Raw genomic sequence first — 25,698 nt, forward strand, 5'->3', positions numbered from 1 at the left:
ACAGTCTCACAAAGTTATTGATTGTCGGTGAGACAAGGGTTGTACGACTGGCTTTTGTTTGATGCTGTTTTCTGGTTGGATCAGTTCATGAATCTTATGCGCTGGCAGCGGTTTTGCAAACAGGAAACCTTGCAGCATGCTACACCCCATCTGGGTAAGAAGTATTTCCTGCTCCTGGGTTTCTATTCCTTCAGCCACCACGCGCATATTCATGGAGTGAGCTATGTCAATAATGGTAGACACAATTTTTGTATTTTTACTGTTCTCGCTAATATCTTTGACAAATATCCTGTCGATTTTTAATTCCCGTGCCGGAAGTGACTTCAACATCAGTATATTTGAATAACCAGTGCCGAAATCATCAATAGAAACGGTGATCCCCAAAGCAGAGAAAGCATTCAGGATTTCAATACTGCGTTTTAAATTTTTAAGTGCAGTGCTCTCCGTGAGCTCCAGCGTGAGACAGGCAGGTGAAAGTTGGTATTGCGCCAGGGCGTTGCAAACAACATCAATAATATCATGCTGTTCAAACTGGGCGGGGGAGAGGTTAACGGCGAGCGTCCATTCTGTATTCCCTTGTAATGTCCACTGATGCAACTGCAAACATGCCTGTTGGATAACCCATTTGCCGACGGGAATAATCAGGCCCGTTTCTTCCAGCGCAGGCAGAAATTCAGCCGGTAGCAGCATGCCGCGCTCCGGATGATGCCAGCGTAATAATGCTTCAAAACCAGTCAGGGAATGATCTCCGGCGGTATATTTAGGCTGATACCATAGCTCAAACTGGTTGCGTTCAAGCGCTTGTGAAAGTTCCTGTAGAAATGTCGGCGGCGTATCAGCGATAGCTTCCATCTGGGGACTATAAATAGCCCAGCCGTTTCTGCCCGCCTGTTTGACATGATACATCGCCATATCGGCCTTCACTTTTAGCTCATGCAGTGTCGAGCCATGTTCGGGATAAATACTGCTCCCCGCACTTAACGAAACCCGAATGGTATGACCGAATAAGGTAAAGGGGTCACCGATCGCATCTGAAATTTGCGCAAGCAAGGCGGAGATAGCCTGCGGGTTGCAGTCTGGAACCAGCAGGATAAATTCATCTCCCCCCAGTCTTGCCAGCGTCATTGAGTCATCAAGGCAACTGTAGATACGCTGTGTACTGGCAATCAGCAGTTGATCACCGATGTGATGCCCCCAGGTATCGTTAACGACTTTAAAACGATCGAGGTCGATAAATACCAACGCGAAATGCTGTTGATGCAATTTGGAATGCCGCAGGCAGGCCTGTAAGCGGGTATCTATTTGCGTTCGATTAGCAAGTCCCGTCAGCGCGTCGAAGTGGACCTGATGTTCAAGCTGGCAGTTCAACTGATGCAGGTTGTCAGCCAGTCGGGAAGTGCGCAGTTGTGAATCCACCATCGAGACGACCAGCATGATACCCAAAATAATCAGCGTGACGGCGCAGACCCAGACAGAGAGTTCCAGCGTACTGAGCCCATCGTGTGCAGTGTGTCCAAAATGGGTGAACGTTGCCGCTCCCATACCGGTGTAATGCATAGAAGCAATTGCCAGCGCCATAATGAGGGCAGCAATAAGTCGGTTAATCAGCACGCGACGGGTGTTTTGGCGTAAATGGAAGGCGAGCCATAAACCTACGCCGGATGCAACGACGGCAATAATTACAGAGAGCAAAATCAGCGAGCGATCCCATGAGATGGCCACATGTTCGATAATGGCATACATGCCAACGTAGTGCATCGTGACAACGCCGGCACTCAATATGCTGGTGGCAATGACCAGTCGTTTTGTTGATAGCGTATTACCGGAAATAGCGATATTGATGGCGAGGGTTGCAGAAATGAGCGCAATAAAGAACGAAAACGCGGTGAGTGATAGGTGATAATTGATCGGCATAGTCATTTTCATGGCCAGCATACCGATAAAATGCATCGACCAGATCCCCATACCCAGCGTAGCGCCGCCAGATAGCCGCCAGAAGGTAGATTCACGTTTGCTGGAGATTGCTACCTTACCCGCACTGTCGAGGGCAATAAAGGAGGCAATAAACGCGACAACAAAGGAAATCCCAATCAATACAGGGTCCCACGACACGTGCAACATCTTACTACCTATCGAAAAAAAGCCGTGATGATAAATCTAGCAGGTTTTGTCCAGTTAACCTGATAAAACCAGGAATGTTCTTGTGTTTTTACAATGAGTATTAGAGCGAAGAGCAAGATATTGAAAATGACAAGCCATTACTTATATAAACATTCATAAAAATTATGTTTCTGTGTGTTTTATGCTCGTCACGTGCTCGCCATCACAATAATCTGATGGTGGGAAACATTACAGCCATTGGCGGGATAAAGTGCTGACCTATTATGAATGGCTAGTGTAATTTATTGACTTAAGTAAAAGGGCTGCTGGCTCTCATTGAAAGTTCAGCTTTCGTCACAGAGCAATGGAAATCTGTATTGCAGATGCTATAAAAATAACATCCACGTTATTTCTTGGTGCACAGGGTTAAAATGTTAAATGATATTAGCGTCAGAACCTTTATTGTTTTATTTCTGCTCATTACAGCGGTTGCGCTCAATGTTGTTGAAATGATTTTTTCGGCTACCCCAGAAATTATTATTGGCACTAATGCGGTAAGCATTATTTCTATATTATGTTTGTGGTGGTACATGACGAAATATCTGGTCATGCCGATTAATACGGTTAAAAGAAGCATTGAAGAAGTAACATCCGGGAATCTGGCAATCAGTATTCCCGAATTTGGTAATAACTGTGCGGGTAGACTAATTCCTGGCATCAATAGCTTATCAAGTAATATTTCAGCACTCGTTAATGAGATCAGAACATCCTCGCAAACGGCGATGACGCTTTCTGAACAGCTGGCGGAACGCAGCGCCGAGCTTTCAGTGAAAACAGAACAGCAATCCGGAGCATTAATGCAGACGGCTGCCAACATGGATGAAATAGCGGTTAATACGCGAAATAATGCTGATAACACGCAAATAGCCAGCGCCCAGGCAACAATTGCCACGCAATGCGCCCGTCAGGGTGGCGAATTAATGGTGCAGGTTGCGACAAATATGCGTTCAATCACCGAATGCGCACAGCAAATGACAGAAATTATTACGCTGATAGATGGTATTGCATTCCAGACCAATATTCTGGCATTGAATGCTGCTGTGGAAGCTGCAAGGGCCGGTGAACATGGCAAAGGTTTTTCTGTGGTGGCCGGTGAGGTAAGAATGCTTGCACACCGCAGTGCAGATGCAGCTAAGAATATTAAGCAACTGATTGCCCAAACCCATCAAAATGTTCAGCAAGGCGCTGCTATTGTGCGTGAAGCTGAGAAAAACATGCATGATATTGTCGGGGGGGCCGGGCAATTAAACCAACTGATGGGCGAGATATTAACCACTACGCAGGAGCAGGAGAAAGGAATAATCAGAATTACCCATGCTCTGGCCGAACTGGAGAACGTCACCCAAAGTAATGCCATTATGGTTGATGAGCTTTCTGACTCCTCAGGTATCCTGAAAAACCAGGTGATTGACCTTCAATCGCGAACGCATAAATTTCGCTTAAGTCATGCACTTGAATCAGAGAGACGCCAGCGGGCCTGAGAGGGGCATCTCTTAACCAGCGCCGCATTCGTCGGCGCTTTTCTTATTATCAGATACTTTTTATGAATCATTTCAGCACAATGGGACAATGAGATATTGCTTAACATATTCTGACAGCTAGACTAACGAAAAAAGCTGAATGTTTGTGGAGGCGCTGTGGAAGCCATTAAGGGAACGGATGTTAATGTGCCGGATGCCGTGTTTGCCTGGCTGTTGGATGGCCGTGGTGGGGTGAAACCACTGGAAGATAACGATGTTATCGACAGTCAACATCCCTGCTGGCTGCATCTTAATTATACCCATCCTGAAAGCGCGCAATGGCTGGCGACAACGCCTTTACTTCCCAATAACGTGCGTGATGCGCTGGCGGGTGAAAGCACGCGCCCACGCGTAAGCCGGGTAGGGGAAGGTACGTTGATTACGCTGCGCTGTATTAACGGCAGCACCGACGAGCGACCTGACCAACTGGTTGCGATGCGCTTATATATGGATGAACGTCTGATTGTCTCAACGCGTCAGCGTAAAGTCTTGGCGCTGGATGATGTGGTCAGCGATCTCCAGGAAGGCACGGGAGCGGCTGATTGTGGTAGTTGGCTGGTGGATGTTTGCGATGCACTAACCGATCATGCCAGTGAGTTTATCGAACAACTGCACGATAAAATTATCGATCTGGAAGATAACCTGCTTGATCAGCAGATTCCGCCGCGTGGTTTCCTGGCATTGCTGCGTAAGCAGTTAATTGTGATGCGCCGCTATATGGCGCCTCAACGCGATGTCTATTCCCGACTGGCGAGCGAACGTTTTTCCTGGATGACCGACGACCATCGGCGGCGGATGCAGGATATCGCTGACAGGCTAGGGAGAGGGCTGGATGAAATAGATGCCTGCATTGCCAGGACTGGTATTATGGCGGATGAAATTGCGCAGGTTATGCAGGAGTCTCTGGCTCGCCGAACGTATACAATGTCATTGATGGCAATGGTTTTTCTTCCCAGCACATTTTTAACCGGGCTGTTTGGCGTTAACCTCGGCGGTATCCCTGGCGGTGGCTGGCAGTTTGGCTTCTCACTTTTTTGTATTCTGTTAGTGGTCCTGATTGGTGGTGTTACTTTATGGTTGCATCGTAGTAAATGGTTGTAACAACAACGTTTTTTAGTGACTTTTGCGCATGAAAACGTCCTGGTTTTTGAGCGAAGTCAATAAACCATCTACCTATTCGGGGCAATATCTCTCTCGCAGGTGAATGCAACGTCAAGCGATGGGCGTTGCGCTCCATATTGTCTTACTTCCTTTTTTGAATTACTGCATAGCACAATTGATTCGTACGACGCCGACTTAGATTAGTCGGCTTTTTTTTGCCTGCAGGAAATCAGCGTCTACCCTAAAAGAGCCAACCTGAATAACTGGAGGGGTATATGAACTGTCTGATTGCAACGCCGCACACTGATTCGCTACCGACCGACCCGGTTCCCATTCCCGATCCCATACCTCGTCCGCAGCCAATGCCGGATCCCCCACCGGATGAAGAGCCGATTAAATTGTCGCATCGCGGGCGCAGATCTGCGAGGATACGCGCCTGCTGATTGTGAGTTTTTACCGCGAGATTAAATTGTGACCGCTTTTTCAACCCTGAATGTTTTACCTGCTGCCCAACTCGAGAATCTTAACGAGCTGGGTTATCTTGAAATGACGCCTGTTCAGGCTGCTGCGTTACCGGCAATTCTGGCGGGGAAAGATGTTCGCGTGCAGGCTAAAACCGGCAGTGGCAAAACGGCGGCTTTTGGTCTTGGATTATTACAGCATGTTGATGTCGCGCTGTTTCAGACGCAGTCCCTGGTGCTGTGCCCAACGCGCGAGCTTGCTGACCAGGTGGCGGGTGAGCTGCGTCGCTTAGCGCGCTTTCTGCCAAACACCAAGATCTTAACGTTGTGCGGTGGGCAGCCCTTTGGCGCACAACGTGACTCCCTGCAGCATGCGCCACATATTATTGTCGCCACGCCGGGTCGTTTACTCGACCATCTGGAAAAAGGCACTGTTTCTCTGGATGCCCTGAATACGCTGGTGATGGATGAAGCCGATCGCATGCTGGATATGGGCTTTAGCGATGCGATTGATGATGTCATTCGCTTTGCGCCAGCTTCGCGTCAGACCTTACTGTTTTCTGCGACCTGGCCTGAAGCCATTGCCGCCATTAGTGGCCGGGTGCAACAAAATCCATTAACGATCGAAATTGATACCGTTGACGCGCTGCCGGCGATTGAGCAGCAGTTTTTCGAAACTTCCAGCCATGGCAAAATTCCGCTGCTGCAAAAATTGCTCAGTCAGCATCAACCTGCATCATGCGTAGTTTTTTGTAATACCAAAAAAGATTGTCAGGCCGTGTGTGACGCACTGAATGCGGCGGGGCAAAGCGCGCTCTCACTGCATGGCGATCTTGAGCAGCGCGATCGCGATCAGACGCTGGTCCGTTTTGCCAACGGCAGCACGCGCGTTCTGGTTGCTACCGATGTGGCCGCGCGTGGTCTGGATATTAAATCACTTGAGCTGGTGGTTAACTTCGAACTGGCTTGGGATCCGGAAGTCCACGTCCATCGTATCGGACGTACCGCGCGTGCTGGCAACAGTGGTCTGGCGATTAGCTTCTGTGCACCGGAAGAAGCGCAGCGGGCCAATATTCTTTCTGAAATGCTGCAACTGAAGCTGAACTGGCTGCCAGCCCCAGCTAACGGCCCAATCCTGCCGCTGGAAGCTGAGATGGCGACGTTATGCATTGATGGCGGTAAAAAGGCTAAAATGCGTCCCGGCGATGTTCTCGGCGCGCTGACCGGTGATATTGGTCTGGAAGGCGCCGATATCGGCAAAATTGCCGTTCATCCGGCGCATGTCTATGTCGCTGTTCGCCAGACTGTAGCGCATAAGGCATGGAAGCAATTGCAAAACGGTAAGATAAAAGGCAAGACTTGCCGGGTTCGGTTATTGAAATAACCACTAGTCGGAGCGCCTGATGGCGCTCCGCTTATCCGGCACTATCGACTTACTTCACTTCCACGACGTTCAGGCGCAGCTCATCCAGTTGAGCATCATCTTCTTCTGGCTGCCACCCCGCAGGCTGCAACGGGATCTCTTCACGATCGAACGCTAAATCACCGCCGTCCACAACCTCTGAACCGTGCCTGATGCCTTTAAAATCGAACAGATTGATATCGCTCAGATGTGAAGGTACAACGTTCTGCATTGCGCTGAACATGGTTTCAATACGCCCTGGATAGCGTTTGTCCCAGTCGCGCAGCATATCGGCAATGACCTGACGCTGCAGGTTAGGCTGTGAGCCGCACAGATTACATGGAATAATCGGGAAACCTTTCGCTTCGGAGAAACGCTCGATATCTTTCTCACGGCAGTAAGCCAGCGGACGGATAACGATATGTTTACCGTCATCGCTCATCAGTTTCGGCGGCATACCTTTCATCTTCCCGCCGTAGAACATGTTTAAAAACAGTGTTTGCAGGATGTCGTCGCGATGGTGACCGAGCGCAATCTTGGTGGCGCCTAACTCAGTTGCCGTGCGGTACAGAATGCCGCGACGCAGGCGAGAACAGAGCGAGCAGGTCGTTTTGCCTTCAGGGATTTTATCTTTGACGATCCCGTAGGTGTTTTCTTCGACAATCTTATACTCCACGCCCAGTTGTTCCAGATATTCCGGCAGAATATGCTCCGGGAAGCCAGGTTGTTTCTGATCGAGGTTAACCGCAACTAAGGAAAAACTGATCGGGGCGCTTTGCTGCAAATTACGCAGGATCTCCAGCATGGTATAGCTGTCTTTCCCCCCGGAAAGGCACACCATAATGCGATCGCCGTCTTCGATCATATTGAAGTCGGCAATCGCTTCGCCCACGTTACGGCGCAGACGTTTTTGCAATTTGTTCAGGTTGTATTGTTCTTTCTTGCTAATATCTTGATTTTGCGACATTTAATAGAGGCTCAATTCATAGTGTGGCATCAGAAGAGTATGCATCACGCCGGATAGTCCGGCAAAAGAAGTCTGATATAAAAACTGTGGCGTGTATGGTACGGATAAGCGGGAAAAATGTCAGCACATTTAGGACAGGAATCGTGGGGTATAAGAGGTAGAAACAAAAAAGCCCGCAGCGATGTGCGGGCCAGACAGTTTAGCGGACTACCAGTACCGAACACTCCGCATGACGCACCACGGCTGCGGCGTTAGACCCCAGCAGGTAGGTGGTGATGTCAGGTCGATGTGAGGCAATAATGACCATATCAGCCGGTAATTTTTTGGCCATCTCCAGAATCTTATCTTTTGGCGCACCTTCTGTGACATGAACGTGCACTCTGTCCGTTGGGATATTGAACTTCTTGATAATCTCTTCCAGTTGAGATTTTGCTTCGGCTTTCAGATCTTCCATGGCCGGTAACTCTGCCGAGTAGGCCAATCCCAGGGAAGCATAATAGGGCAGTGACGGAATTACGGTCAAAAAATGAACCTGTGCATCGTCAATTTTTGCCTCTGCTTCAACATGGGCAATAACACGTTGAGTTAATTCTGAGTCTGAAATATCGATGGGTACAAGAATCGTTCTGTTCATAAAACCTCCTGTTTAAGTATCCACCCAAAGCTTACCGCGTAATGGCACTTTATGTACAATGACAAAGATCACATTTTGGCATCACTTTATTTTTATTTCAGGAAACTTTCCTTTTATTACTCCATCGTAAAATCGACCTTTAGAAACGACGCTCAGGAAATCACGAAAAATACGTGCAGGGACATGCTGATATTGCAGAGTAGCCAACTGGTGAAAGCGAATTTCTAGCGTGCGGGAGGATTCGTCATAGCCGACGGATGCAATACGGGATGATTTTACAGGATGATGATTCATTGCAGGTATCCTCTACTACAGGTCTTAATGCAAGATATCATCTATCAGAGATGTGTTTTAGCGCAACAGATATAATGTTTTGATCTGGATAAAACAGAATTGTTAGAACATAAAGAGAGCCCGCTGTTGCCAGCGGGCTGACGGATTAGAACTGGTAAACCATACCCAGTGCTACTACGTCATCGGTAGAGATGTCGTTTTGGCTGTAGAAGTTTTTATCTTCATCCAGCAGGTTGATTTTGTAGTCAACATAGGTGGAGAAGTTTTTGTTGAAGTAGTAAGTAGCGCCAACGGATGCATATTTCACCAGATCCTGGTCGCCATCAGATCCGTTTACACCCAGATCCTTACCTTTAGACATCAGGAAAGACACTTCCGGACGCAGACCGAAGTCGAACTGGTATTGCGCAGTCACTTCAAAGTTCTGAGTTTTGTTGGCAATCGTATTATCACTACCGTTTGAGCCACCATAAGGGGTCATGTTGCGGGTTTCGGAGTACATGGTTGCCAGGTAGATGTTGTTCGCGTCGTATTTCAGACCGACTGTCCACGCGTCAGCTTTATCACCGCCCGCGGTAGAATCGTTAACCTGCTCGTTAGTACGGTCAGAAGAGGTGTATGCTGCACCGAAGCTTACACCCATACCCAAATCGTAGGTCGAGGAGATACCGAAGCCGTCACCGTTGGAGTTCTTCATGTTACGATCGTCGCCACCGTTATTGGTGCCTTCCTGCTCTGGTGACTGATTTTCGTTCGCGCCCTGGTACTGCAACGCCACGTTCAGACCGTCAACCAGACCAAAGAAGTCGGTATTACGGTAGGTCGCCACGCCGTTCGCACGACCAGTCATGAAGTTGTCTGCTTTGGTGTAAGAGTCGCCACCGAATTCCGGCAGCATATCGGTCCAGCCTTCAACGTCGTACATTACGCCGTAGTTACGGCCGTAGTCGAATGAGCCGTAGTCGCCGACTTTAATACCTGCGAATGCCAGACGAGTCCAGGAGTCGCCTTTATCACCTTCGGTGCCGTTAGCCTGAACCTGATATTCCCACTGGCCGTAACCGGTGATCATATCGTTAACCTGAGTTTCGCCTTTGAAGCCCATACGCATATAAGTCTGATCGCCATTACTGTTAGCGTCATCAGAGAAATAATGCAGGCCGTCTACTTTGCCATAGAGATCTAATTTGTTGCCGTCTTTATTATAAACTTCAGCCGCGTGAGCAGCGCCTGCAGCCAGCAGGGCAGGAATTACGAGAGCCAGTACTTTTCTGTTCATTGAAATAATCCTTTAGTTTTTTTATTAACCTGTGACTACCCATGTAGGGAGTAAAAGCATGCTAAAGGAGAAGTTCCGTAAAGGGATAAATATGAATTGTTACGCCTTAAGTAAAACCTTAAAGAAATAATTCTACGGAAATGATGATAATTGTGGTGAATGTATGGATTGTAAATATATAAAATAAAAATTATACAAGTGAAGTGTGTTGGGCTATTCTGCGCGTGTTATATGCCTTTATTGTCACGTTTTATTTTTCGTTGACGTATTGATAGCTATTATTAATTAGCCAGCGAATAAATTGACAAGCCCGAACAACTGTTCGGGCTTTTTTTTTGGGTTCCAGGTTAATACTGAGATAAACGCATTACTCGGTACCGCTCTTTTCCGCTTTTCCAGCCAACTGCGCAAGGAAGTCGTAGCGTTTTTGCAGATCGGCTGCGGCGTCTTTCCAGAGCTGTTCTGCGACTTCTGGCTGTTGGGCATTCAGGCGACGGAAGCGCTGCTCGTTAAGCAATGTTTCGGCCAGGGCGTCTGACGGTGGGCGAGAGTCCAGCGCCAGCGGCAGCTTACCTTCATCTGCTCGACGTGGATCAAAGCGGTACAGCGGCCAGAACCCGGTTGCCGTGAGCTGACGCATCTGATCATGGCTTAGTGCGAGATCGTAACCATGCTCTTCACATGGGCTATAGGCGATAATCAGCGACGGACCTGGATAGGCTTCCGCTTCCTGGATAGCTTTCACCGTCTGGTTCAACTGCGCGCCCAGAGAGATTTGTGCAACATACACGTGCCCGTACATCATCATACTGACGCCAAGATCTTTGCGAGCTTTGCGCTTGCCATGCTCACCAAATTTAGTGACGGCCCCGAGCGGCGTAGCTTTCGATGCTTGTCCGCCTGTATTGGAGTAACACTGGGTATCCAGTACCAGAATATTGACGTTCTCGGTCAGGCTCAGGACATGATCCAGTCCCCCAAAACCAATATCGTAAGCCCAGCCATCACCGCCAATCAGCCAGATAGATTTCTCGACCAGCGCATCGGCATCGGTTAACAACTGCTGTGCGCCTTCGACATCTTTCAGGTGCTGGCGCAGTGCTGCAACTTGCTCACGGCGCACCTCTGGCGTAGCTTCAGCGTGCAGGGCGTCATTCAGTTCAGCCGGAATGTTATCGGCAAACTGTTCCACTAAACGCATGACGCGTACACGGTGCTGATCCACCGTCAGGCGGAAGCCCAGCCCAAACTCGGCGTTATCCTCAAACAGGGAGTTTGCCCACGCAGGCCCGCGACCATTGGCGTCGGTGGTATAAGGCGTTGAGGGCAGGTTACCGCCATAAATTGATGAACAGCCGGTCGCATTGGCGATCAGCATGCGGTCGCCGTACAACTGCGTAAGCAATTTGATATACGGCGTTTCACCACAGCCAGAGCAGGCCCCAGAGTACTCAAACAGCGGTGTTATCAACTGCGAGGTACGAATATCAATGCGTTCCAGTTTAGTGCGATCGATTTCCGGCAGATTGAGGAAGTAGTCATAGTTAACTTTTTCTTCTTCCACGTGCTCAAGGCGCGACATCATATTGATGGCCTTGATCTCCGGGTTCTGGCGATCTTTCGCCGGGCATACTTCGACGCACAGATTACACCCGGTGCAATCCTCTGGCGCAACCTGCAGGACATATTTCTGACCGCGCATATCGCGTGATTTCACGTCCAGAGAATGCAGGCTGGCAGGGGCATTTTCCATCGCTTCTGGTGAAACCACTTTGGCGCGGATAGCCGAGTGCGGGCAGGCGGCTACGCAGTGGTTGCACTGGGTACACAGCTCTTCTTTCCAGATGGGGATCTCTTCAGCGATATTGCGTTTTTCCCAACGCGTGGTGCCCATCGGCCAGGTGCCGTCTGGCGGCAGCGCTGAAACGGGGAGGGCATCGCCCAGACCGGCGAGCATCGCCGCGGTGACGGTTTTCACGAAATCAGGTGCGGCATCAGAAACCACCGGTGGGCGATTAGCGCTATGTGAGTCAACTGGCTGAAGCGCCACTTCGGCGACGGATTCACGCGCCAGGGCCAGCGCCTGCCAGTTACGTTCAACCAGATCCTGCCCTTTACTGCTATAGCTTTTCGCAATCGCACCCTGCAATTCAGCCAGAGCGCTGTCGCCTGGTAAGATTTGCGTCAGATGGAAGAACGCCATCTGCATAACGGTGTTAATACGTGCAGCCAGACCGCACTCGCGGGCGATTTTGGCCGCATTAATCACGTAGAAACGCGCTTTCTTCTGATTCAGAACAGCCTGAACTTCCTGCGGCAGACGTGTCCAGACTTCATCCACACTGTACGGGGTATTAAGCAGGAATATACCGCCAGGTTTCAGGCGCTCAGCCATCTGATACTTATCGATAAATTGCAACTGGTGACAACCAACAAAATCGGCTTGCGACACCAGATACGCTGAGCGAATAGGTTGTTCACTAACGCGCAGGTGAGAAACCGTCAGACCGCCTGCTTTTTTCGAGTCATAGACGAAATAACCCTGCGCATACCACGGCGTAGAGTTACCGATAATCTTGATGTTGTTTTTGGTGGCCGACACGCTACCGTCACTGCCCAGCCCGTAAAACAGTGCCTCGAGCTTCGCGGTACCGGGCAGGGTGTTATCCGGTAACGGTAGCGACAGGTTGGTGACATCATCATAGATACCGACCGTAAAGCGAGATTTCGGCTTCGCGCTACTCAGCTCATTAAAGACCGCCATGACGCAGTCCGGGCCAAACTCTTTGGAAGAAAGGCCATAACGCCCGCCAATCACGCGCGGTAGCGTTTCTCGTTCGCCGCAGTTAAAGGCTTCCGCCAGCGCGGTCATTACATCCAGATACAACGGTTCAGCTTGCGCGCCGGGCTCTTTGGTGCGATCCAGGACGGCGATGCTCCGTACCGTTTCCGGCAGGGCGCGCAGTAAATGTCTGGCAGAGAATGGGCGGAACAGACGCACTTTCAGAACGCCAACTTTCTCGCCGCGTGCCAGCAGCTCTTCGACGACTTCTTCACTGGTTCCAATCGCCGAGCCCATCAAAATAATGATGCGTTCTGCCTGCGGGTGACCGTAGTATTCAAATGGCTGGTACTGACGGCCCGTCGCAGCAGCGAAATCGTTCATCGCCTGTTCTACGTGATCGTAAACCGCGTTGTACCACGGGTTTGTTGCTTCGCGTGACTGGAAGTAGGTGTCCGGGTTCGCAGACGTACCGCGAATAACCGGATGCTCTGGGTTGAGCGCGCGCGCGCGGTGAGCATCAATTTCCGCCTGCGGCATCAGCCCGAGGATTGTGTCATCGGCCAGCGGCACTATTTTATTGATTTCATGCGATGTGCGAAAACCATCAAAGAAATGAATAAACGGGACCCGGCTTTTCAGGGTGGCCATTTGCGAAATTAGCGCAAAGTCTTGTGCTTCCTGAACGCTGCTGGCGCACAGCATTGCGCATCCCGTCTGGCGCACCGCCATCACGTCGGAATGATCGCCAAAGATGGATAATGCGTGAGTGGCAATCGTACGCGCCGCAACGTGCAGCACAAACGGAGTCAACTGACCGGCCAGTTTGTACAGCGTCGGGATCATCAGCAACAGGCCCTGCGATGAAGTAAACGACGTAGAGAGCGCACCGGTCTGCAACGCGCCGTGAACGGTCGCTATCGCACCGCCTTCCGACTGCATTTCTACGACACGAGGGGTATCCCCCCACACGTTTTTAAGCCCGTTCCCGGCCCAGGCATCCGCCTGTTCAGCCATCGTCGAACTGGGCGTAATCGGGTAGATGGCGATAACCTCGCTGGTACGAAATGCGACCGAAGCAACCGCACCATTACCGTCAATTGTGATCATACTGACACCCTTACATTGCGCAAAAAAAGGGACACGCGTAACAGCGGCGAATCCTGTAGTTATCCTTTTAGTTTAGCAAAAGCGCTAAAGACAGATTTTCGCTTTTGTGTCCCTCGAATCAACAGAATGAATGGTTTGATCAAAGGAGCAGCCAAAAAATTGCCAGAAAATGTAAACAGTGCGCATAAATGCGCATATTGCCTCTCGACGGCGGTGTTTCCGCTGCCTATTATTTATGGCTGTGTCGTTTGGTTAATATTCAGAGGGGAGTAAGATGCGCGCAGCGTTTTGGGTAGGGTGTGCCGCGTTATTATTATCGGCTTGTAGTAGTGAACCTGTTCAGCAGGCAACCGCCGCGCATGTCGCACCGGGGATGAAGGCCGCAATGTCCAGTTCTGGAGAAGCTAATTGCGCCATGATTGGTGGTTCGCTCTCCGTTGCCCGTCAGCTGGATGGTTCAGCTATCGGAATGTGTGCGTTACCCAACGGCAAACGCTGTAGTGAGCAGTCGCTTGCCGCCGGAAGCTGTGGCAACTATTAAGCCACCGCGTTTCCTACATTAAATCCGCGAGTTTATACGTCAGCGTTTGTTCTGCTGTCGCCAGTGTTAACTGGTCAGCAGTCAGATCGACCTGTGCGCCTTGCTTAAACATGTCGCTGACGATCCCGTCGAGCGCGTTAAGCTGCGGATCGGCGCACATCATGCGGGTCATCGCCATATCTTTAACCTTCAACTCGCCGTCGGACAGTTTGCCCTGACCGTGGAATTGATTACACATCTTTCCCGATACCGTCATGTTTTCGCCAAAACTCAATTCGGGTGGGTTATTAGCGACGGTGACGGCTTTACCATTCACGCTCTGCAAAACGAAGCGGTGATGCTGCAACTGTTCGCGATTGACGGAAACTTTTCCATTGCTCACACAGCCAGCCATCAGCATGCTGAGCGCAATCAACGTGACAACTTTTTTCATTCAATTTCTCTACGTTTGTGACGGGAATACATTCAATATAATAATGATACTGAAGATTTTAGCATCGGTGATTATCTGAAAATGCCCCCCTGAATCCAGGGGAGCACAGGGATTAGAAGAGGGCGTTTGGACAGGTTTCGCCTTTAGAGATCTGTGCCAGATTTTGCAGCGTGGTCTCAGAAATGCTGGTCAATGCTTCGGCCGTCAGGAACGCCTGGTGACCGGTGAACAGCACGTTATGACAGGCCGACAGGCGGCGGAACACATCATCCTGAATCACGTCATTGGATTTATCTTCAAAGAACAGGTCGCGTTCGTTTTCATACACGTCCATACCCAGAGAACCAATTTTCTGGTTTTTCAGCGCATCGATAGCGGCTTGCGAATCGATCAATGCCCCGCGGCTGGTGTTAATAACCATCACGCCATTTTTCATTTGCTCAAAGGCTTCGTGATTGAGCAGGTGATAATTCTCCGGCGTTAACGGACAGTGCAGGGAGATGACATCGGACTCCGCGAACAGCGTTTTAAGATCGACATATTCAACGCCTAACTCCAGTGCGGCAGCGCTTGGGTAGGGATCAAACGCCAGCAGGCGCATCCCAAAACCTTTCAGGATCCGCAGTGCCGCAATCCCAATCTTACCGGTACCGATCACCCCAGCTGTTTTGCCATACATGGTAAAGCCGGTCAGCCCCTCAAGAGAGAAGTTGGCATCACGAGTACGCTGATAGGCGCGGTGAATACGGCGATTCAACGTCATCATCATGCCAATCGCATGTTCAGCGACGGCTTCCGGTGAATAGGCTGGCACACGGACGACCTGCAGGCCGAGCTCTTTTGCCGCGTCGAGATCGACGTTATTGAAGCCGGCGCAACGCAGCGCAATATATTTCACGCCATGCTTTTTCAGCTCTTCCAGAACCGGGCGGCTGCCATCGTCGTTGACGAAGATACAGACGGCTTCACAGCCATGGGCTGTTTTGGCTGTTTTCTCCGTCAGCAGAAAGTCAAAGAATTCAAGTTCAAAACCAAAAGCCTCGTTAACCTGCTGCAGATACTTCTTGTCGTACTGTTTTGTACTATAGATGGCGAGTTTCATAAGACTTTCTCCAGTGATTTTGACGTCACATTAATCCAATTCAAATTATTTTACAAAATCTAAAAAGTTATTGATAGTCATAGGCGTAATGAATAATTTCAGCGCATCTGTTGTTAGTGTGGGCAGGTTACTCAATTTCAACAACTGGATATTTTTCCGTCCAACTTAATACCCGTAACCGATGCAGGTAAAAAGCCAGCCGAATCACATCCAGACAGCTACGCTTATACAGGTAGCAAATATCGGGAGGGGTCATGTTAACTCACTCTGAAGCAAAGCGATGGGCCACCTTAATGCTTAAGGCGGCATTATGTGATGGTATGAAACCTGAGGAGATTTCCCGGCAGGTACATCTGGTCTGCGATCATCATGGTAGGGAGTGCCTCGAAGAGCTCATTGAGGAAATTCTGATAGAAGCTGGTCGTTTAGGACCTAAACATAGCGATGGAGAACTGAGGCCTCATTGAGTCTGAGTTCTTTATATTCCCGACGGCACGTGTAACAGCGTGCCATATAAAATAACGCACTATCTTATTGAATTTATTATTATTTTATTAATTCTCGTTGATTGATAAATAGTGCATATACTTCATGGGAATTTATTCTTAATGTGGGCATATCCTGTTAAACATGCCACAATACTGGCCTAAACCGGCTTAAATTTTCGCTAAATCAGGATATTAACTACCCATGAAGGGTAAATATAAAGCCGCTCTGGCACTTCTCTTATTATTGATTCTCGTGCCGCTGACGTTGGTCATGACGCTTGGCCTGTGGGTTCCTACGCTGGTGGGCGTCTGGTTACCTGTTGGCACGCGCATCGCGCTGGATGAGAGCCCACGGTTGACACGGCATGGGCTGCATATCCCGGAACTCCGCTATCTGGTCGATGATTGCCCGCTAGCGCGCATTACTCAGGCCGATCTTTCCCATCCCAGCCGCTGGTTGCTCAATGTCGGGACTATTGAGCTGGATTCCGCTTGCCTGGCTAAATTACCGCAGACAGAAGCGTCTCCGGCAGCGCCCAAAACGCTGGCTGAATGGCAATCGATGCTGCCCAATACCTGGATTAACATCGACAAAGTTATTCTCTCCCCCTGGCAGGAGTGGCAGGGAAAACTGTCTCTTTCGCTAACGCCATCGACCCAGCAACTGCGCTACCAGGGTGAAAAAGTGAAATTCCAGGGGCGTCTGCACGGGCAAAATCTCACGGTAAATGAGCTGGATATAGCCGCGTTTGAAGGGCAACCGCCGGTAAAACTGGTTGGTGAATTTACCATGCCGCTGGTTCCTGATGGACTACCGGTGAGCGGTCATGCGGTTGCTACTCTGAGCTTGCCGCAGGAGCCCTCACTGGTGGACGCCGAACTGGAGTGGCAAGAAAACAGCGGACAACTGATCGTTATGGCGCGGGACAATGCCGATCCGTTGCTCGATCTTCCGTGGGAAATAACCCGCCAGCAATTAACCATCAGCGACGGTCGCTGGAACTGGCCTTATCAGGGATTCCCGCTCAGCGGGCGGTTGGGCATGAAAGTTGAAAACTGGCAGGCCGGGCTGGAAAATGCGGTGGTGAGCGGGCGTCTGAACATACTGACCCAAGGCGATGCAGGTAAAGGAAACGCCGTATTAACGCTGGGGCCGGGTAAGCTGGGTGTGGATAGTAGCGACATGCCGTTACAGTTGATAGGCGAGGCGAAACAGGGTGACCTGATCTTCTACGCCAAATTACCCGCCAGACTCACCGGAAGCCTGAGCGACCCGCAGCTGGCTTTCGAGCCAGGAGCGCTGCTGCGTTCGCGTGGACGGGTGATTGACTCGCTGGATATTGACGAAATTCGCTGGCCGCTGGCGGGCGTAAAAGTAACACAGCGCGGCGTAGATGGCCGTCTGCAGGCTATATTGCGCGCGCATGAAAACCAGATGGGCGGTTTTGAATTGCATCTGGATGGTCTGGCAAATGATTTTCTCCCTGACGCGGGTCGCTGGCAGTGGCGGTACTGGGGCAAAGGCAGCTTTACGCCAATGCATGCGCGTTGGGACGTGGCAGGTAAGGGCGAATGGCATGACAACACTCTGAAGCTTTTTGATCTCTCCACCGGATTTGACCACCTGCAATACGGCACCATGAAGGTAGAAACCCCACGCCTGGTGATGGACGAGCCGATCGTCTGGGTACGGGATGCCAACAAACCGACTTTTAGCGGCGCGCTGTCGCTGGACGCAGGGAACACCACTTTTACCGGGGGGAGCGTGTTACCGCCGTCAACCCTGAAGTTTAGCGTGGAAGGCACCGACCCGACGATTTTCCAGTTTAAAGGACAGCTTCACGCGGGCGCGATAGGTCCAGTACAGGTAAATGGCCGTTGGGACGGGATCCGCCTGCGCGGACAGGCCTGGTGGCCAAAACAATCGCTCACCGTATTCCAACCGCTCATCCCACCAGACTGGAAAATGAAGCTACGTGAAGGTGAACTGTATGCGCAGGTTGCGTTTTCGGCTGCCCCGGAACAGGGCTTTGAAGCGGGCGGCCATGGGGTATTAAAAGGCGGTAGCGCCTGGATGCCCGATAACCAAATTAATGGCGTCGATTTTGTGTTGCCTTTCCGGTTTAGTGAAGGCGCATGGCAACTGGGTACGCGTGGACCTATTTCACTGCGTATTGCGGAAGTGGTGAATCAGGTGACGGTGAAAAATATCGCCGCCGATCTACAGGGGGCGTATCCCTGGAGTGAAGACAATCCGTTACTGTTAAGCGATGTCAGCGCCGAACTGCTGGGGGGCAAAGTCATCATGCAACAACTGCGGATGCCGCAGCACGATCCGGCATTATTACGGGTGCAAAATATCTCTTCCAGCGAGCTTATCAGCGCGGTTAATCCCAAGCAATTCGCCATGTCTGGCCCGGTCAGCGGTGCGTTGCCGTTATGGCTGGATAACGAAAAGTGGATCATTAAAGACGGCTGGCTGACCAACCCGGGACCTATGACGCTGCGTATTGATAAAGACACGGCGGATGCCGTCGTCAAAGATAATATGGCAGCCGGTGCAGCCATTAACTGGCTGCGTTATATGGAAATAAGCCATTCCTGGACGAAAATAAATTTGGATAATCTCGGTGTCTTAACCATGCAGGCAACCGTAACTGGCAATAGCCGGGTGGATGGCAAAGTGGGGACGGTTAATTTGAATTACACCCATGAGGAAAACGTCTTTACGCTATGGCGTAGTTTGCGTTTTGGCGACAATTTACAGGCATGGCTTGAACAAAATGCAGCGCTGCCGGAATCCCATTGCCCGGAAGGCAAGGAATGTGAGGAACAACAATGAAAACGATAGCTGCCATGCTGGGTCTGCTGGCTTCATCTCTGCTGATCGGCTGCACACCCAGAATCGAAGTGGCTGCGCCTAAAGAGCCGATCACTATTAATATGAACGTCAAAATCGAGCATGAGATCCATATCAAAGTCGATAAAGACGTTGAGAGCTTATTAAAATCGCGCAGCGATTTGTTCTGAGGTCACGATGAAAAAACAGCTTGCAGTGATCCTGGTGGCATTGAGTTTATTCAGTGGCAATGTGTGGGCATTGACCTTGAATGAAGCCAGATCCCAGGGGCGGGTGGGCGAAACGCTTAATGGTTATCTGGTGGCATTGCAAACCGACGCCGAAACGCAGGCGCTGGTGAGTGAGATTAATAAAGCACGCAGCGCCAGCTATCAGCAACTGGCTGAGAGCAATAACATTCCTCCAGATGAAGTGGCGAAAATGGCCGGACAAAAGCTGGTCGCCCGGGCTAAACCAGGGGAGTACGTCCAGGGCATCAATGGTAAGTGGTTGAGAAAATAATAAATCTTCTCTGCACACAACCAGAGAGGCACGACGCTGACTTATTCATCGACATCGCAATAGTTGCCACACGGCATCAAACTGAGGCTGATATAGTTCAACACCGGTCGCGTTGCGGAGTGAAATCATGTGGCTTCTCAAGTGGTATGTCTGGAATCGTTGGATATTCAAGCTGTTAAGCCGGGATGTTGCCGAGCCAGAACAATTTTTGCTGCATTGCTGGGAAGAGAATCTGGCGAAGTGCAGAGATTATGCAACCATCTGGCGGGATATTAACCGCATTCACGGCAAACAGGTGCAGGTAAAGAAGTAAATGCTGGAGAAACCCTCCCACCGGATGGTGAGAGGGTGAATTATCAGGCAGCGACGACGCTGTCGATAGCGGCTTTCGCATCGGACTGCGCTTTGGACGCCACTTCCGGGCCGTACGCAATACCTTCAGCAAAGACGACGTTCACGTCGGTGATGCCGATAAAGCCCAGGAATACGTTCAGATACGGCGTGATCAGGTCGGTCGGCGTATCTTTATGGATACCACCACGGCTGGTCAACACGACTGCGCGTTTACCCGTCACCAGACCTTCCGGACCTTTCTCGGTATAACGGAAAGTCACACCTGCACGGGCAATCAGATCGAAATAGTTTTTCAGCTGGGTTGGGATGTTGAAGTTATACATCGGCGCGGCGATAACAATCACATCATGCGCTTTCAGCTCAGCAATCAGCTCATCGGACAACGCCAGCGCTTCCTGCTGACGCGGTGTCAGCGGTGCATCGCTCGGGCGCAGCGCACCCACCAGTTCGCCATCCAGTACCGGAACAGGATTTGCAGCCAGGTCACGGACGGTGATTTCATCAGCGGAGTGCTTTTCACGCCACTGTTCAACAAAATAATCAGACAACTGACCAGACTGAGAGTACCCTGCCAGAATACTGGATTTAAGAACTAATACCTTGCTCATGGGTGTTTCCTTTTATGTGTTTGAAGGGGGAGTGCCCCGTTGCTTGTTGACACTTTATTCACAATCCTGTCGCAGTGATAGCGCAATATATCGAATCCTATGTTCGAAATTATTGAACAACACATGAAAAGCGCTGATGTGGTACTCTATACCTATCATCTAAAAGAGATTTAACCCGGCAGAGCACTGCCTTTTAACGCTATGACAGAACAACAAAAATTAACCTTCAACATGTTGCAGCAACAGCTGGATTCACTGATGCTGCGTGACAGACAGCGTTTTGCCCGCCGCCTGCAGGGCGTGAAGAAGGTTAAAAATCCTGATGCACAACAGGCCATTTACCAGGAGATGGCAAAAGAGATTGATCACGCTGCAGGTAAAGTTGTGCTGCGTGAAGCCGCGCGTCCGGTCATCAGCTACCCGGAAAACCTGCCCGTCAGTCAGAAAAAACAGGATATTCTGGAAGCGATCCGCGATAACCAGGTGGTGATTGTCGCCGGGGAAACGGGATCAGGGAAAACCACCCAGTTACCCAAAATCTGTATGGAGCTCGGGCGCGGGGTAAAAGGGCTGATCGGCCATACCCAGCCGCGTCGTCTGGCGGCGCGTACCGTGGCGAACCGTATTGCAGAAGAGCTGCAAACCGAGCCGGGCGGTTGTATCGGTTATAAAGTCCGTTTTAGCGATCATGTCAGCGACAACACCATGGTTAAGCTGATGACGGACGGTATCTTGCTGGCGGAAATCCAGCAGGATCGGCTGCTGATGCAGTACGACACCATCATCATCGATGAAGCGCATGAGCGCAGCCTGAATATCGATTTTCTGCTCGGTTATCTGAAAGAGCTCCTGCCGCGCCGTCCGGATCTAAAAATTATCATCACTTCGGCGACCATCGATCCGGAGCGTTTTTCAAAGCATTTCAATAATGCACCGATTATCGAAGTCTCTGGTCGAACCTATCCGGTGGAAGTTCGCTATCGTCCAATTGTTGAAGACGCAGATGACACCGAGCGTGACCAATTGCAGGCAATTTTTGATGCCGTAGATGAGTTAGGCCGTGAAAGTCAGGGCGACATTTTGATCTTCATGAGCGGCGAGCGCGAAATCCGCGATACCGCCGATGCGCTGAATAAGCTGGATTTGCGCCATACCGAAGTGCTACCGCTTTATGCGCGTCTTTCCAACAGCGAGCAGAACCGTGTGTTCCAGTCGCACAGCGGTCGCCGTATCGTGCTGGCGACCAACGTGGCGGAAACCTCGCTGACCGTTCCGGGGATCAAGTATGTGATTGATCCGGGTACTGCGCGTATCAGCCGTTACAGTTACCGCACCAAAGTTCAGCGCTTGCCGATTGAACCGGTGTCGCAGGCCTCTGCCAACCAGCGTAAAGGCCGTTGCGGTCGTGTTTCGGAGGGGATCTGTATTCGTCTGTATTCTGAAGACGATTTCCTGTCGCGCCCGGAGTTTACCGACCCGGAGATCCTGCGTACCAACCTGGCGTCCGTTATTTTGCAGATGACCGCCTTGGGGCTGGGCGATATCGCGGCGTTTCCGTTTGTTGAAGCGCCGGATAAACGTAACATTCAGGACGGTGTACGCCTGCTCGAAGAACTGGGGGCAATAACCACCGACGAACAGGCAACCGCTTACAAACTGACGCCATTGGGCCGTCAGCTCTCGCAACTGCCGGTGGATCCACGCCTGGCGCGCATGGTGCTGGAAGCGCAAAAACATGGCTGCGTACGTGAGGCGATGATTATCACCTCGGCGCTGTCTATTCAGGATCCGCGCGAGCGCCCGATGGATAAGCAGCAGGCCTCCGACGAGAAGCATCGCCGTTTCCACGACAAAGAGTCTGATTTCCTCGCATTTGTGAATCTGTGGAACTATCTCGGCGAGCAGCAGAAAGCGCTGTCGTCAAACCAGTTCCGTCGTCAGTGCAAACTTGATTTTCTGAACTACCTGCGCGTGCGTGAATGGCAGGATATCTACACGCAACTGCGCCAGGTGGTGAAAGAGTTGGGGATTCCTGTTAACAGCGAACCCGCTGAATACAGAGAGATCCACGTCGCGTTGCTGACCGGTTTACTGTCACATATCGGGATGAAAGATGCCGATAAACAGGAATTTACCGGTGCGCGTAACGCTCGCTTCTCGATCTTCCCAGGCTCTGGTCTATTTAAAAAACCGCCGAAGTGGACGATGGTAGCGGAGCTGGTGGAAACCAGCCGCCTGTGGGGACGTATTGCTGCACGCATCGATCCTGAGTGGGTCGAACCGGTTGCCCAGCATCTGATCAAACGTTCATACAGTGAACCGCACTGGGAACGTGCGCAGGGCGCGGTGATGGCAACAGAAAAGGTTACCGTTTACGGTTTACCGATTGTTGCAGCCCGTAAGGTGAACTACAGCCAGATCGATCCCGCGTTGTCGCGTGAACTGTTCATCCGCCATGCGCTGGTGGAAGGCGACTGGCAAACGCGCCATGCGTTTTTCCGTGACAATTTGAAGTTACGCGCTGAGGTGGAAGAGTTAGAGCACAAATCGCGCCGTCGCGACATTTTGGTTGATGATGAGACGCTATTTGAGTTTTACGACCAACGCATCAGCCATGATGTGGTCTCCGCGCGTCACTTTGACAGCTGGTGGAAAAAGATCAGCCGTGAAACGCCGGATCTGCTCAACTTTGAAAAGAGCATGCTCATCAAAGAGGGCGCGGAAAAAATCAGTAAGCTGGATTACCCGAACTTCTGGCATCAGGGCAATCTCAAACTACGGTTAAGTTACCAGTTCGAACCCGGAGCCGATGCGGACGGTGTGACCGTACATATTCCGCTCCCGCTGCTCAATCAGATCGAAGAGAGCGGTTTTGAATGGCAAATTCCGGGGCTGCGCCGTGAACTGGTTATCGCCCTGATTAAGTCTTTGCCGAAACCGGTACGACGCAACTTTGTGCCCGCGCCAAACTATGCGGAAGCGTTTTTAGGTCGCGTCACGCCGCTGGAACTGCCGCTGCTGGACTCGCTGGAGCGTGAACTGCGCCGCATGACCGGCGTGACCGTTGACCGTGAAGACTGGCATTGGGATCAGGTGCCCGATCACCTAAAAATCACCTTCCGGGTAGTGGATGATAAGAACAAAAAGCTGCAGGAAGGACGTTCGCTGCAGGATCTGAAAGACGCACTGAAGGGTAAAGTGCAGGAAACATTGTCTGCGGTGGCGGATGACGGTATCGAACAGAGCGGGTTGCACATCTGGAGCTTCGGTCAGCTTCCGGAGAGTTACGAGCAAAAACGCGGTAACTATAAGGTAAAAGCCTGGCCAGCGCTGGTGGATGAGCGTGACAGCGTTGCCATCAAACTGTTTGATAACCCGCTGGAGCAACAGCAGGCGATGTGGTGCGGTTTACGCCGCCTGTTGTTGCTGAATATTCCTTCACCAATCAAATATTTGCATGAGAAACTGCCCAACAAAGCCAAGCTGGGGCTGTATTTTAACCCGTACGGTAAAGTGCTGGATTTGATTGACGACTGTATATCCTGTGGTGTGGATCAACTGATCGACGCCAACGGTGGTCCGGTGTGGACCGAAGAAGGCTTTGCGGCGCTGCATGAAAAAGTGCGGGCTGAACTGAACGATACGGTGGTGGATATTGCTAAGCAGGTCGAACAAATTCTGACCGCGGTGTTTAATATCAACAAACGTCTGAAAGGGCGCGTGGATATGACCATGGCGCTGGGGCTTGCGGATATCAAATCGCAGATGGGCGGGCTGGTGTACCGTGGATTTGTTACCGGCAATGGTTTCAAGCGTCTGGGCGATACGCTGCGTTATTTGCAGGCTATCGAAAAGCGTCTGGAAAAACTGGCTATCGATCCGCATCGTGACCGTGCGCAGATGCTGAAAGTAGATAGCGTGCAGCAGGCCTGGCAGCAGTGGTTCAATAAACTGCCTCCCGCGCGCCGTGAAGATGACGATGTCAAAGAGATCCGCTGGATGATAGAAGAGCTGCGCGTCAGCTATTTTGCCCAGCAGCTTGGTACGCCGTATCCGATTTCCGATAAACGTATTTTGCAGGCGATGGAGCAAATTTCGGGATAAATCGGTACCAGACAGCATACCGGGTAAGGTGACGTCACCGCCCGGTATGCAACCCGATAAAGTATTAAGATCAGGAGTCATGAGTATGAGCCAGTTTCCGACACTTTCCGCAACCACGCTTGCGGCGATCAATATCGTAGGGCGATGGTTGGCGCAGAATGATTTTACGGGGAATATCACCGTTCAGTCAGATTGCGTGATTCTGGCAGGGAACGCGGTTATTCCGACCATCGATGCCGCCTGCCGGATCGCGAAAGAGCAACAGGTTCCCTTGTTGATTAGCGGTGGCATCGGTCACTCCACACGATTTTTGTATGACGCGATTGCAGAGCATCCTCGTTACAACATCATTCGTACCACCGGACGCGCGGAAGCGGCGATCCTTGCCGATATCGCACATCAGTTCTGGCAAATCCCGGGGGAGAAGATTTGGGTGGAAGACCAGTCAACAAACTGCGGTGAGAATGCCCGTTTTAGCTGTGCATTATTGAATCAGGCGACGGAAAGTATTCATACCGTCATTGTGGTACAGGATCCCACTATGCAACGTCGCACGATGGCAACCTTTCAGCGCGTAACCCGTGATGAGCCGCATGCGCCGCGCTGGTTGAGTTTCCCTGGATTCATCCCTGAGCTGGCCCAACAGCAAGACGGCGTGGATTTTGTGCCAGCAGCAGAAGGTTTGTGGTCAGTGGATCGCTATCTGTCTCTCATAACCGGTGAACTTCCTCGCCTGCGTGATGATGCCACCGGTTATGGGCCTTGTGGCCGCGATTTTATTGCCCATGTTGATATTCCTCAGAACGTTGAGCAAGCCTGGCAGCAGTTGCAAAATGACATCGTGCTGACTGACTTACTGGAGAGCCGCTCTCTGTAATTCCTGTTGCCCGTTTGTCGGCGTTTTGCGGCAAACGGGCAAAAATCACACCTGTTTTTTCCCTTCATCATCACTTTGCCAGACGCTTTTATGAAGCCGCTCACAGAACAGCCACTCCAG

The 25,698-nt window shown here is 50.9% G+C and carries 20 protein-coding genes; 11 read left to right on the forward strand and 9 right to left on the reverse strand.

From position 1 onward, the window contains the following. Window positions 1–6: 6 nt before the first annotated feature. On the reverse strand, window positions 7–2,121 hold the full coding sequence (locus HVZ52_RS10675; RefSeq protein ID WP_181599217.1) for an EAL domain-containing protein: 2,115 nt from the start codon (window positions 2,119–2,121) through the stop codon (window positions 7–9). A gap of 410 nt (window positions 2,122–2,531) precedes the next feature. Here HVZ52_RS10675 and HVZ52_RS10680 point away from each other — a divergent pair, with 410 nt between their 5' ends. The 4 genes from HVZ52_RS10680 to dbpA all read left to right on the forward strand — a co-directional run bounded on the left by HVZ52_RS10680 (window position 2,532) and on the right by dbpA (window position 6,626). Then, window positions 2,532–3,641: a methyl-accepting chemotaxis protein gene (locus HVZ52_RS10680; protein WP_046274554.1), complete on the forward strand. Its 1,110-nt coding sequence runs from the start codon at window positions 2,532–2,534 to the stop codon at window positions 3,639–3,641. Between the two features lie 156 nt (window positions 3,642–3,797). Beyond that, on the forward strand, window positions 3,798–4,781 hold the full coding sequence (gene zntB, locus HVZ52_RS10685; RefSeq protein ID WP_016153198.1) for a zinc transporter ZntB: 984 nt from the start codon (window positions 3,798–3,800) through the stop codon (window positions 4,779–4,781). A gap of 275 nt (window positions 4,782–5,056) precedes the next feature. Next, window positions 5,057–5,224 carry a hypothetical protein gene (locus HVZ52_RS10690; protein ID WP_016153197.1) on the forward strand — a complete coding sequence of 56 codons (168 nt, stop codon included), beginning with the start codon at window positions 5,057–5,059 and terminating at the stop codon, window positions 5,222–5,224. 28 nt (window positions 5,225–5,252) lie between these two features. Further along, window positions 5,253–6,626, forward strand: a complete 1,374-nt coding sequence (dbpA, locus tag HVZ52_RS10695; protein WP_181599218.1) for an ATP-dependent RNA helicase DbpA — start codon at window positions 5,253–5,255, stop codon at window positions 6,624–6,626. Window positions 6,627–6,675: 49 nt separating this feature from the next. On the opposite strand, the gene ttcA is transcribed toward dbpA, so the two are convergent. From ttcA to nifJ, 5 genes are all read right to left on the reverse strand, one after another. Beyond that, on the reverse strand, window positions 6,676–7,611 hold the full coding sequence (gene ttcA / locus HVZ52_RS10700; RefSeq protein ID WP_016156617.1) for a tRNA 2-thiocytidine(32) synthetase TtcA: 936 nt from the start codon (window positions 7,609–7,611) through the stop codon (window positions 6,676–6,678). Between the two features lie 199 nt (window positions 7,612–7,810). Next, a complete protein-coding gene (gene uspF, locus HVZ52_RS10705) occupies window positions 7,811–8,245 on the reverse strand; it encodes a universal stress protein UspF (RefSeq protein WP_016153190.1) in 435 nt (144 codons plus the stop codon). An 81-nt stretch (window positions 8,246–8,326) separates the two neighbouring features. After that, window positions 8,327–8,539, reverse strand: a complete 213-nt coding sequence (locus HVZ52_RS10710) for a KTSC domain-containing protein (RefSeq protein ID WP_043016208.1) — start codon at window positions 8,537–8,539, stop codon at window positions 8,327–8,329. Window positions 8,540–8,684: 145 nt separating this feature from the next. Next, entirely contained in the window at window positions 8,685–9,818 is a 1,134-nt protein-coding gene (gene ompC, locus HVZ52_RS10715) for a porin OmpC (RefSeq protein WP_181599219.1), read from the reverse strand. Window positions 9,819–10,185: 367 nt separating this feature from the next. After that, window positions 10,186–13,710, reverse strand: coding sequence for a pyruvate:ferredoxin (flavodoxin) oxidoreductase (nifJ, locus tag HVZ52_RS10720; RefSeq protein WP_181599220.1), 3,525 nt, complete (start codon window positions 13,708–13,710; stop codon window positions 10,186–10,188). Between the two features lie 274 nt (window positions 13,711–13,984). Here nifJ and HVZ52_RS10725 point away from each other — a divergent pair, with 274 nt between their 5' ends. Further along, window positions 13,985–14,251 carry a DUF333 domain-containing protein gene (locus HVZ52_RS10725; protein WP_003020360.1) on the forward strand — a complete coding sequence of 89 codons (267 nt, stop codon included), beginning with the start codon at window positions 13,985–13,987 and terminating at the stop codon, window positions 14,249–14,251. A 13-nt stretch (window positions 14,252–14,264) separates the two neighbouring features. Here HVZ52_RS10725 and hslJ read toward each other — a convergent pair whose 3' ends face one another. Both hslJ and HVZ52_RS10735 read right to left on the reverse strand, forming a co-directional pair. Further along, window positions 14,265–14,684 carry a heat shock protein HslJ gene (hslJ, locus tag HVZ52_RS10730; RefSeq protein WP_016153186.1) on the reverse strand — a complete coding sequence of 140 codons (420 nt, stop codon included), beginning with the start codon at window positions 14,682–14,684 and terminating at the stop codon, window positions 14,265–14,267. A 112-nt stretch (window positions 14,685–14,796) separates the two neighbouring features. After that, the gene (locus HVZ52_RS10735) at window positions 14,797–15,786 is read right to left on the reverse strand and encodes a 2-hydroxyacid dehydrogenase (protein ID WP_003833196.1); all 990 of its coding nucleotides are present in this window, start codon (window positions 15,784–15,786) and stop codon (window positions 14,797–14,799) included. Window positions 15,787–16,476: 690 nt separating this feature from the next. Here HVZ52_RS10735 and HVZ52_RS10740 point away from each other — a divergent pair. The 4 genes from HVZ52_RS10740 to HVZ52_RS10755 all read left to right on the forward strand — a co-directional run bounded on the left by HVZ52_RS10740 (window position 16,477) and on the right by HVZ52_RS10755 (window position 19,948). Next, complete coding sequence (locus HVZ52_RS10740) at window positions 16,477–19,116, forward strand: YdbH family protein (RefSeq protein ID WP_181599221.1); 2,640 nt, start codon at window positions 16,477–16,479, stop codon at window positions 19,114–19,116. After that, window positions 19,113–19,304 carry a YnbE family lipoprotein gene (locus HVZ52_RS10745; protein ID WP_016156612.1) on the forward strand — a complete coding sequence of 64 codons (192 nt, stop codon included), beginning with the start codon at window positions 19,113–19,115 and terminating at the stop codon, window positions 19,302–19,304. The genes HVZ52_RS10740 and HVZ52_RS10745 overlap by 4 nt, the downstream gene beginning before the upstream one ends. A gap of 7 nt (window positions 19,305–19,311) precedes the next feature. Further along, window positions 19,312–19,635, forward strand: a complete 324-nt coding sequence (locus HVZ52_RS10750; protein ID WP_049041608.1) for a YdbL family protein — start codon at window positions 19,312–19,314, stop codon at window positions 19,633–19,635. Between the two features lie 127 nt (window positions 19,636–19,762). Then, on the forward strand, window positions 19,763–19,948 hold the full coding sequence (locus HVZ52_RS10755; RefSeq protein ID WP_181599222.1) for a hypothetical protein: 186 nt from the start codon (window positions 19,763–19,765) through the stop codon (window positions 19,946–19,948). A 43-nt stretch (window positions 19,949–19,991) separates the two neighbouring features. Here HVZ52_RS10755 and azoR read toward each other — a convergent pair whose 3' ends face one another. Then, window positions 19,992–20,597, reverse strand: a complete 606-nt coding sequence (gene azoR / locus HVZ52_RS10760; protein ID WP_006684422.1) for an FMN-dependent NADH-azoreductase — start codon at window positions 20,595–20,597, stop codon at window positions 19,992–19,994. Window positions 20,598–20,798: 201 nt separating this feature from the next. Between azoR and hrpA the strand changes: the two genes are divergently transcribed. Both hrpA and HVZ52_RS10770 read left to right on the forward strand, forming a co-directional pair. Continuing rightward, window positions 20,799–24,701, forward strand: coding sequence for an ATP-dependent RNA helicase HrpA (hrpA, locus tag HVZ52_RS10765; RefSeq protein WP_047498566.1), 3,903 nt, complete (start codon window positions 20,799–20,801; stop codon window positions 24,699–24,701). An 85-nt stretch (window positions 24,702–24,786) separates the two neighbouring features. Then, a complete protein-coding gene (locus HVZ52_RS10770; protein ID WP_137380222.1) occupies window positions 24,787–25,578 on the forward strand; it encodes a YdcF family protein in 792 nt (263 codons plus the stop codon). Window positions 25,579–25,698 lie beyond the last annotated feature (120 nt).

This window comes from Citrobacter sp. RHB36-C18 (genome assembly GCF_013814485.1).
Classification (GTDB): Bacteria; Pseudomonadota; Gammaproteobacteria; order Enterobacterales; family Enterobacteriaceae; genus Citrobacter; species Citrobacter braakii.

Coding starts and splice junctions, on each gene's coding strand:
- HVZ52_RS10675 (WP_181599217.1), bottom strand. CDS start 2,121: ATGTTGCACGTGTCGTGGGACCCTGTATTGATTGGGATTTCCTTTGTT.
- HVZ52_RS10680 (WP_046274554.1), top strand. CDS start 2,532: ATGTTAAATGATATTAGCGTCAGAACCTTTATTGTTTTATTTCTGCTC.
- HVZ52_RS10690 (WP_016153197.1), top strand. CDS start 5,057: ATGAACTGTCTGATTGCAACGCCGCACACTGATTCGCTACCGACCGAC.
- ttcA (WP_016156617.1), bottom strand. CDS start 7,611: ATGTCGCAAAATCAAGATATTAGCAAGAAAGAACAATACAACCTGAAC.
- uspF (WP_016153190.1), bottom strand. CDS start 8,245: ATGAACAGAACGATTCTTGTACCCATCGATATTTCAGACTCAGAATTA.
- HVZ52_RS10710 (WP_043016208.1), bottom strand. CDS start 8,539: ATGAATCATCATCCTGTAAAATCATCCCGTATTGCATCCGTCGGCTAT.
- ompC (WP_181599219.1), bottom strand. CDS start 9,818: ATGAACAGAAAAGTACTGGCTCTCGTAATTCCTGCCCTGCTGGCTGCA.
- nifJ (WP_181599220.1), bottom strand. CDS start 13,710: ATGATCACAATTGACGGTAATGGTGCGGTTGCTTCGGTCGCATTTCGT.
- HVZ52_RS10725 (WP_003020360.1), top strand. CDS start 13,985: ATGCGCGCAGCGTTTTGGGTAGGGTGTGCCGCGTTATTATTATCGGCT.
- hslJ (WP_016153186.1), bottom strand. CDS start 14,684: ATGAAAAAAGTTGTCACGTTGATTGCGCTCAGCATGCTGATGGCTGGC.
- HVZ52_RS10735 (WP_003833196.1), bottom strand. CDS start 15,786: ATGAAACTCGCCATCTATAGTACAAAACAGTACGACAAGAAGTATCTG.
- HVZ52_RS10740 (WP_181599221.1), top strand. CDS start 16,477: ATGAAGGGTAAATATAAAGCCGCTCTGGCACTTCTCTTATTATTGATT.
- HVZ52_RS10745 (WP_016156612.1), top strand. CDS start 19,113: ATGAAAACGATAGCTGCCATGCTGGGTCTGCTGGCTTCATCTCTGCTG.
- HVZ52_RS10750 (WP_049041608.1), top strand. CDS start 19,312: ATGAAAAAACAGCTTGCAGTGATCCTGGTGGCATTGAGTTTATTCAGT.
- HVZ52_RS10755 (WP_181599222.1), top strand. CDS start 19,763: ATGTGGCTTCTCAAGTGGTATGTCTGGAATCGTTGGATATTCAAGCTG.
- azoR (WP_006684422.1), bottom strand. CDS start 20,597: ATGAGCAAGGTATTAGTTCTTAAATCCAGTATTCTGGCAGGGTACTCT.
- hrpA (WP_047498566.1), top strand. CDS start 20,799: ATGACAGAACAACAAAAATTAACCTTCAACATGTTGCAGCAACAGCTG.
- HVZ52_RS10770 (WP_137380222.1), top strand. CDS start 24,787: ATGAGCCAGTTTCCGACACTTTCCGCAACCACGCTTGCGGCGATCAAT.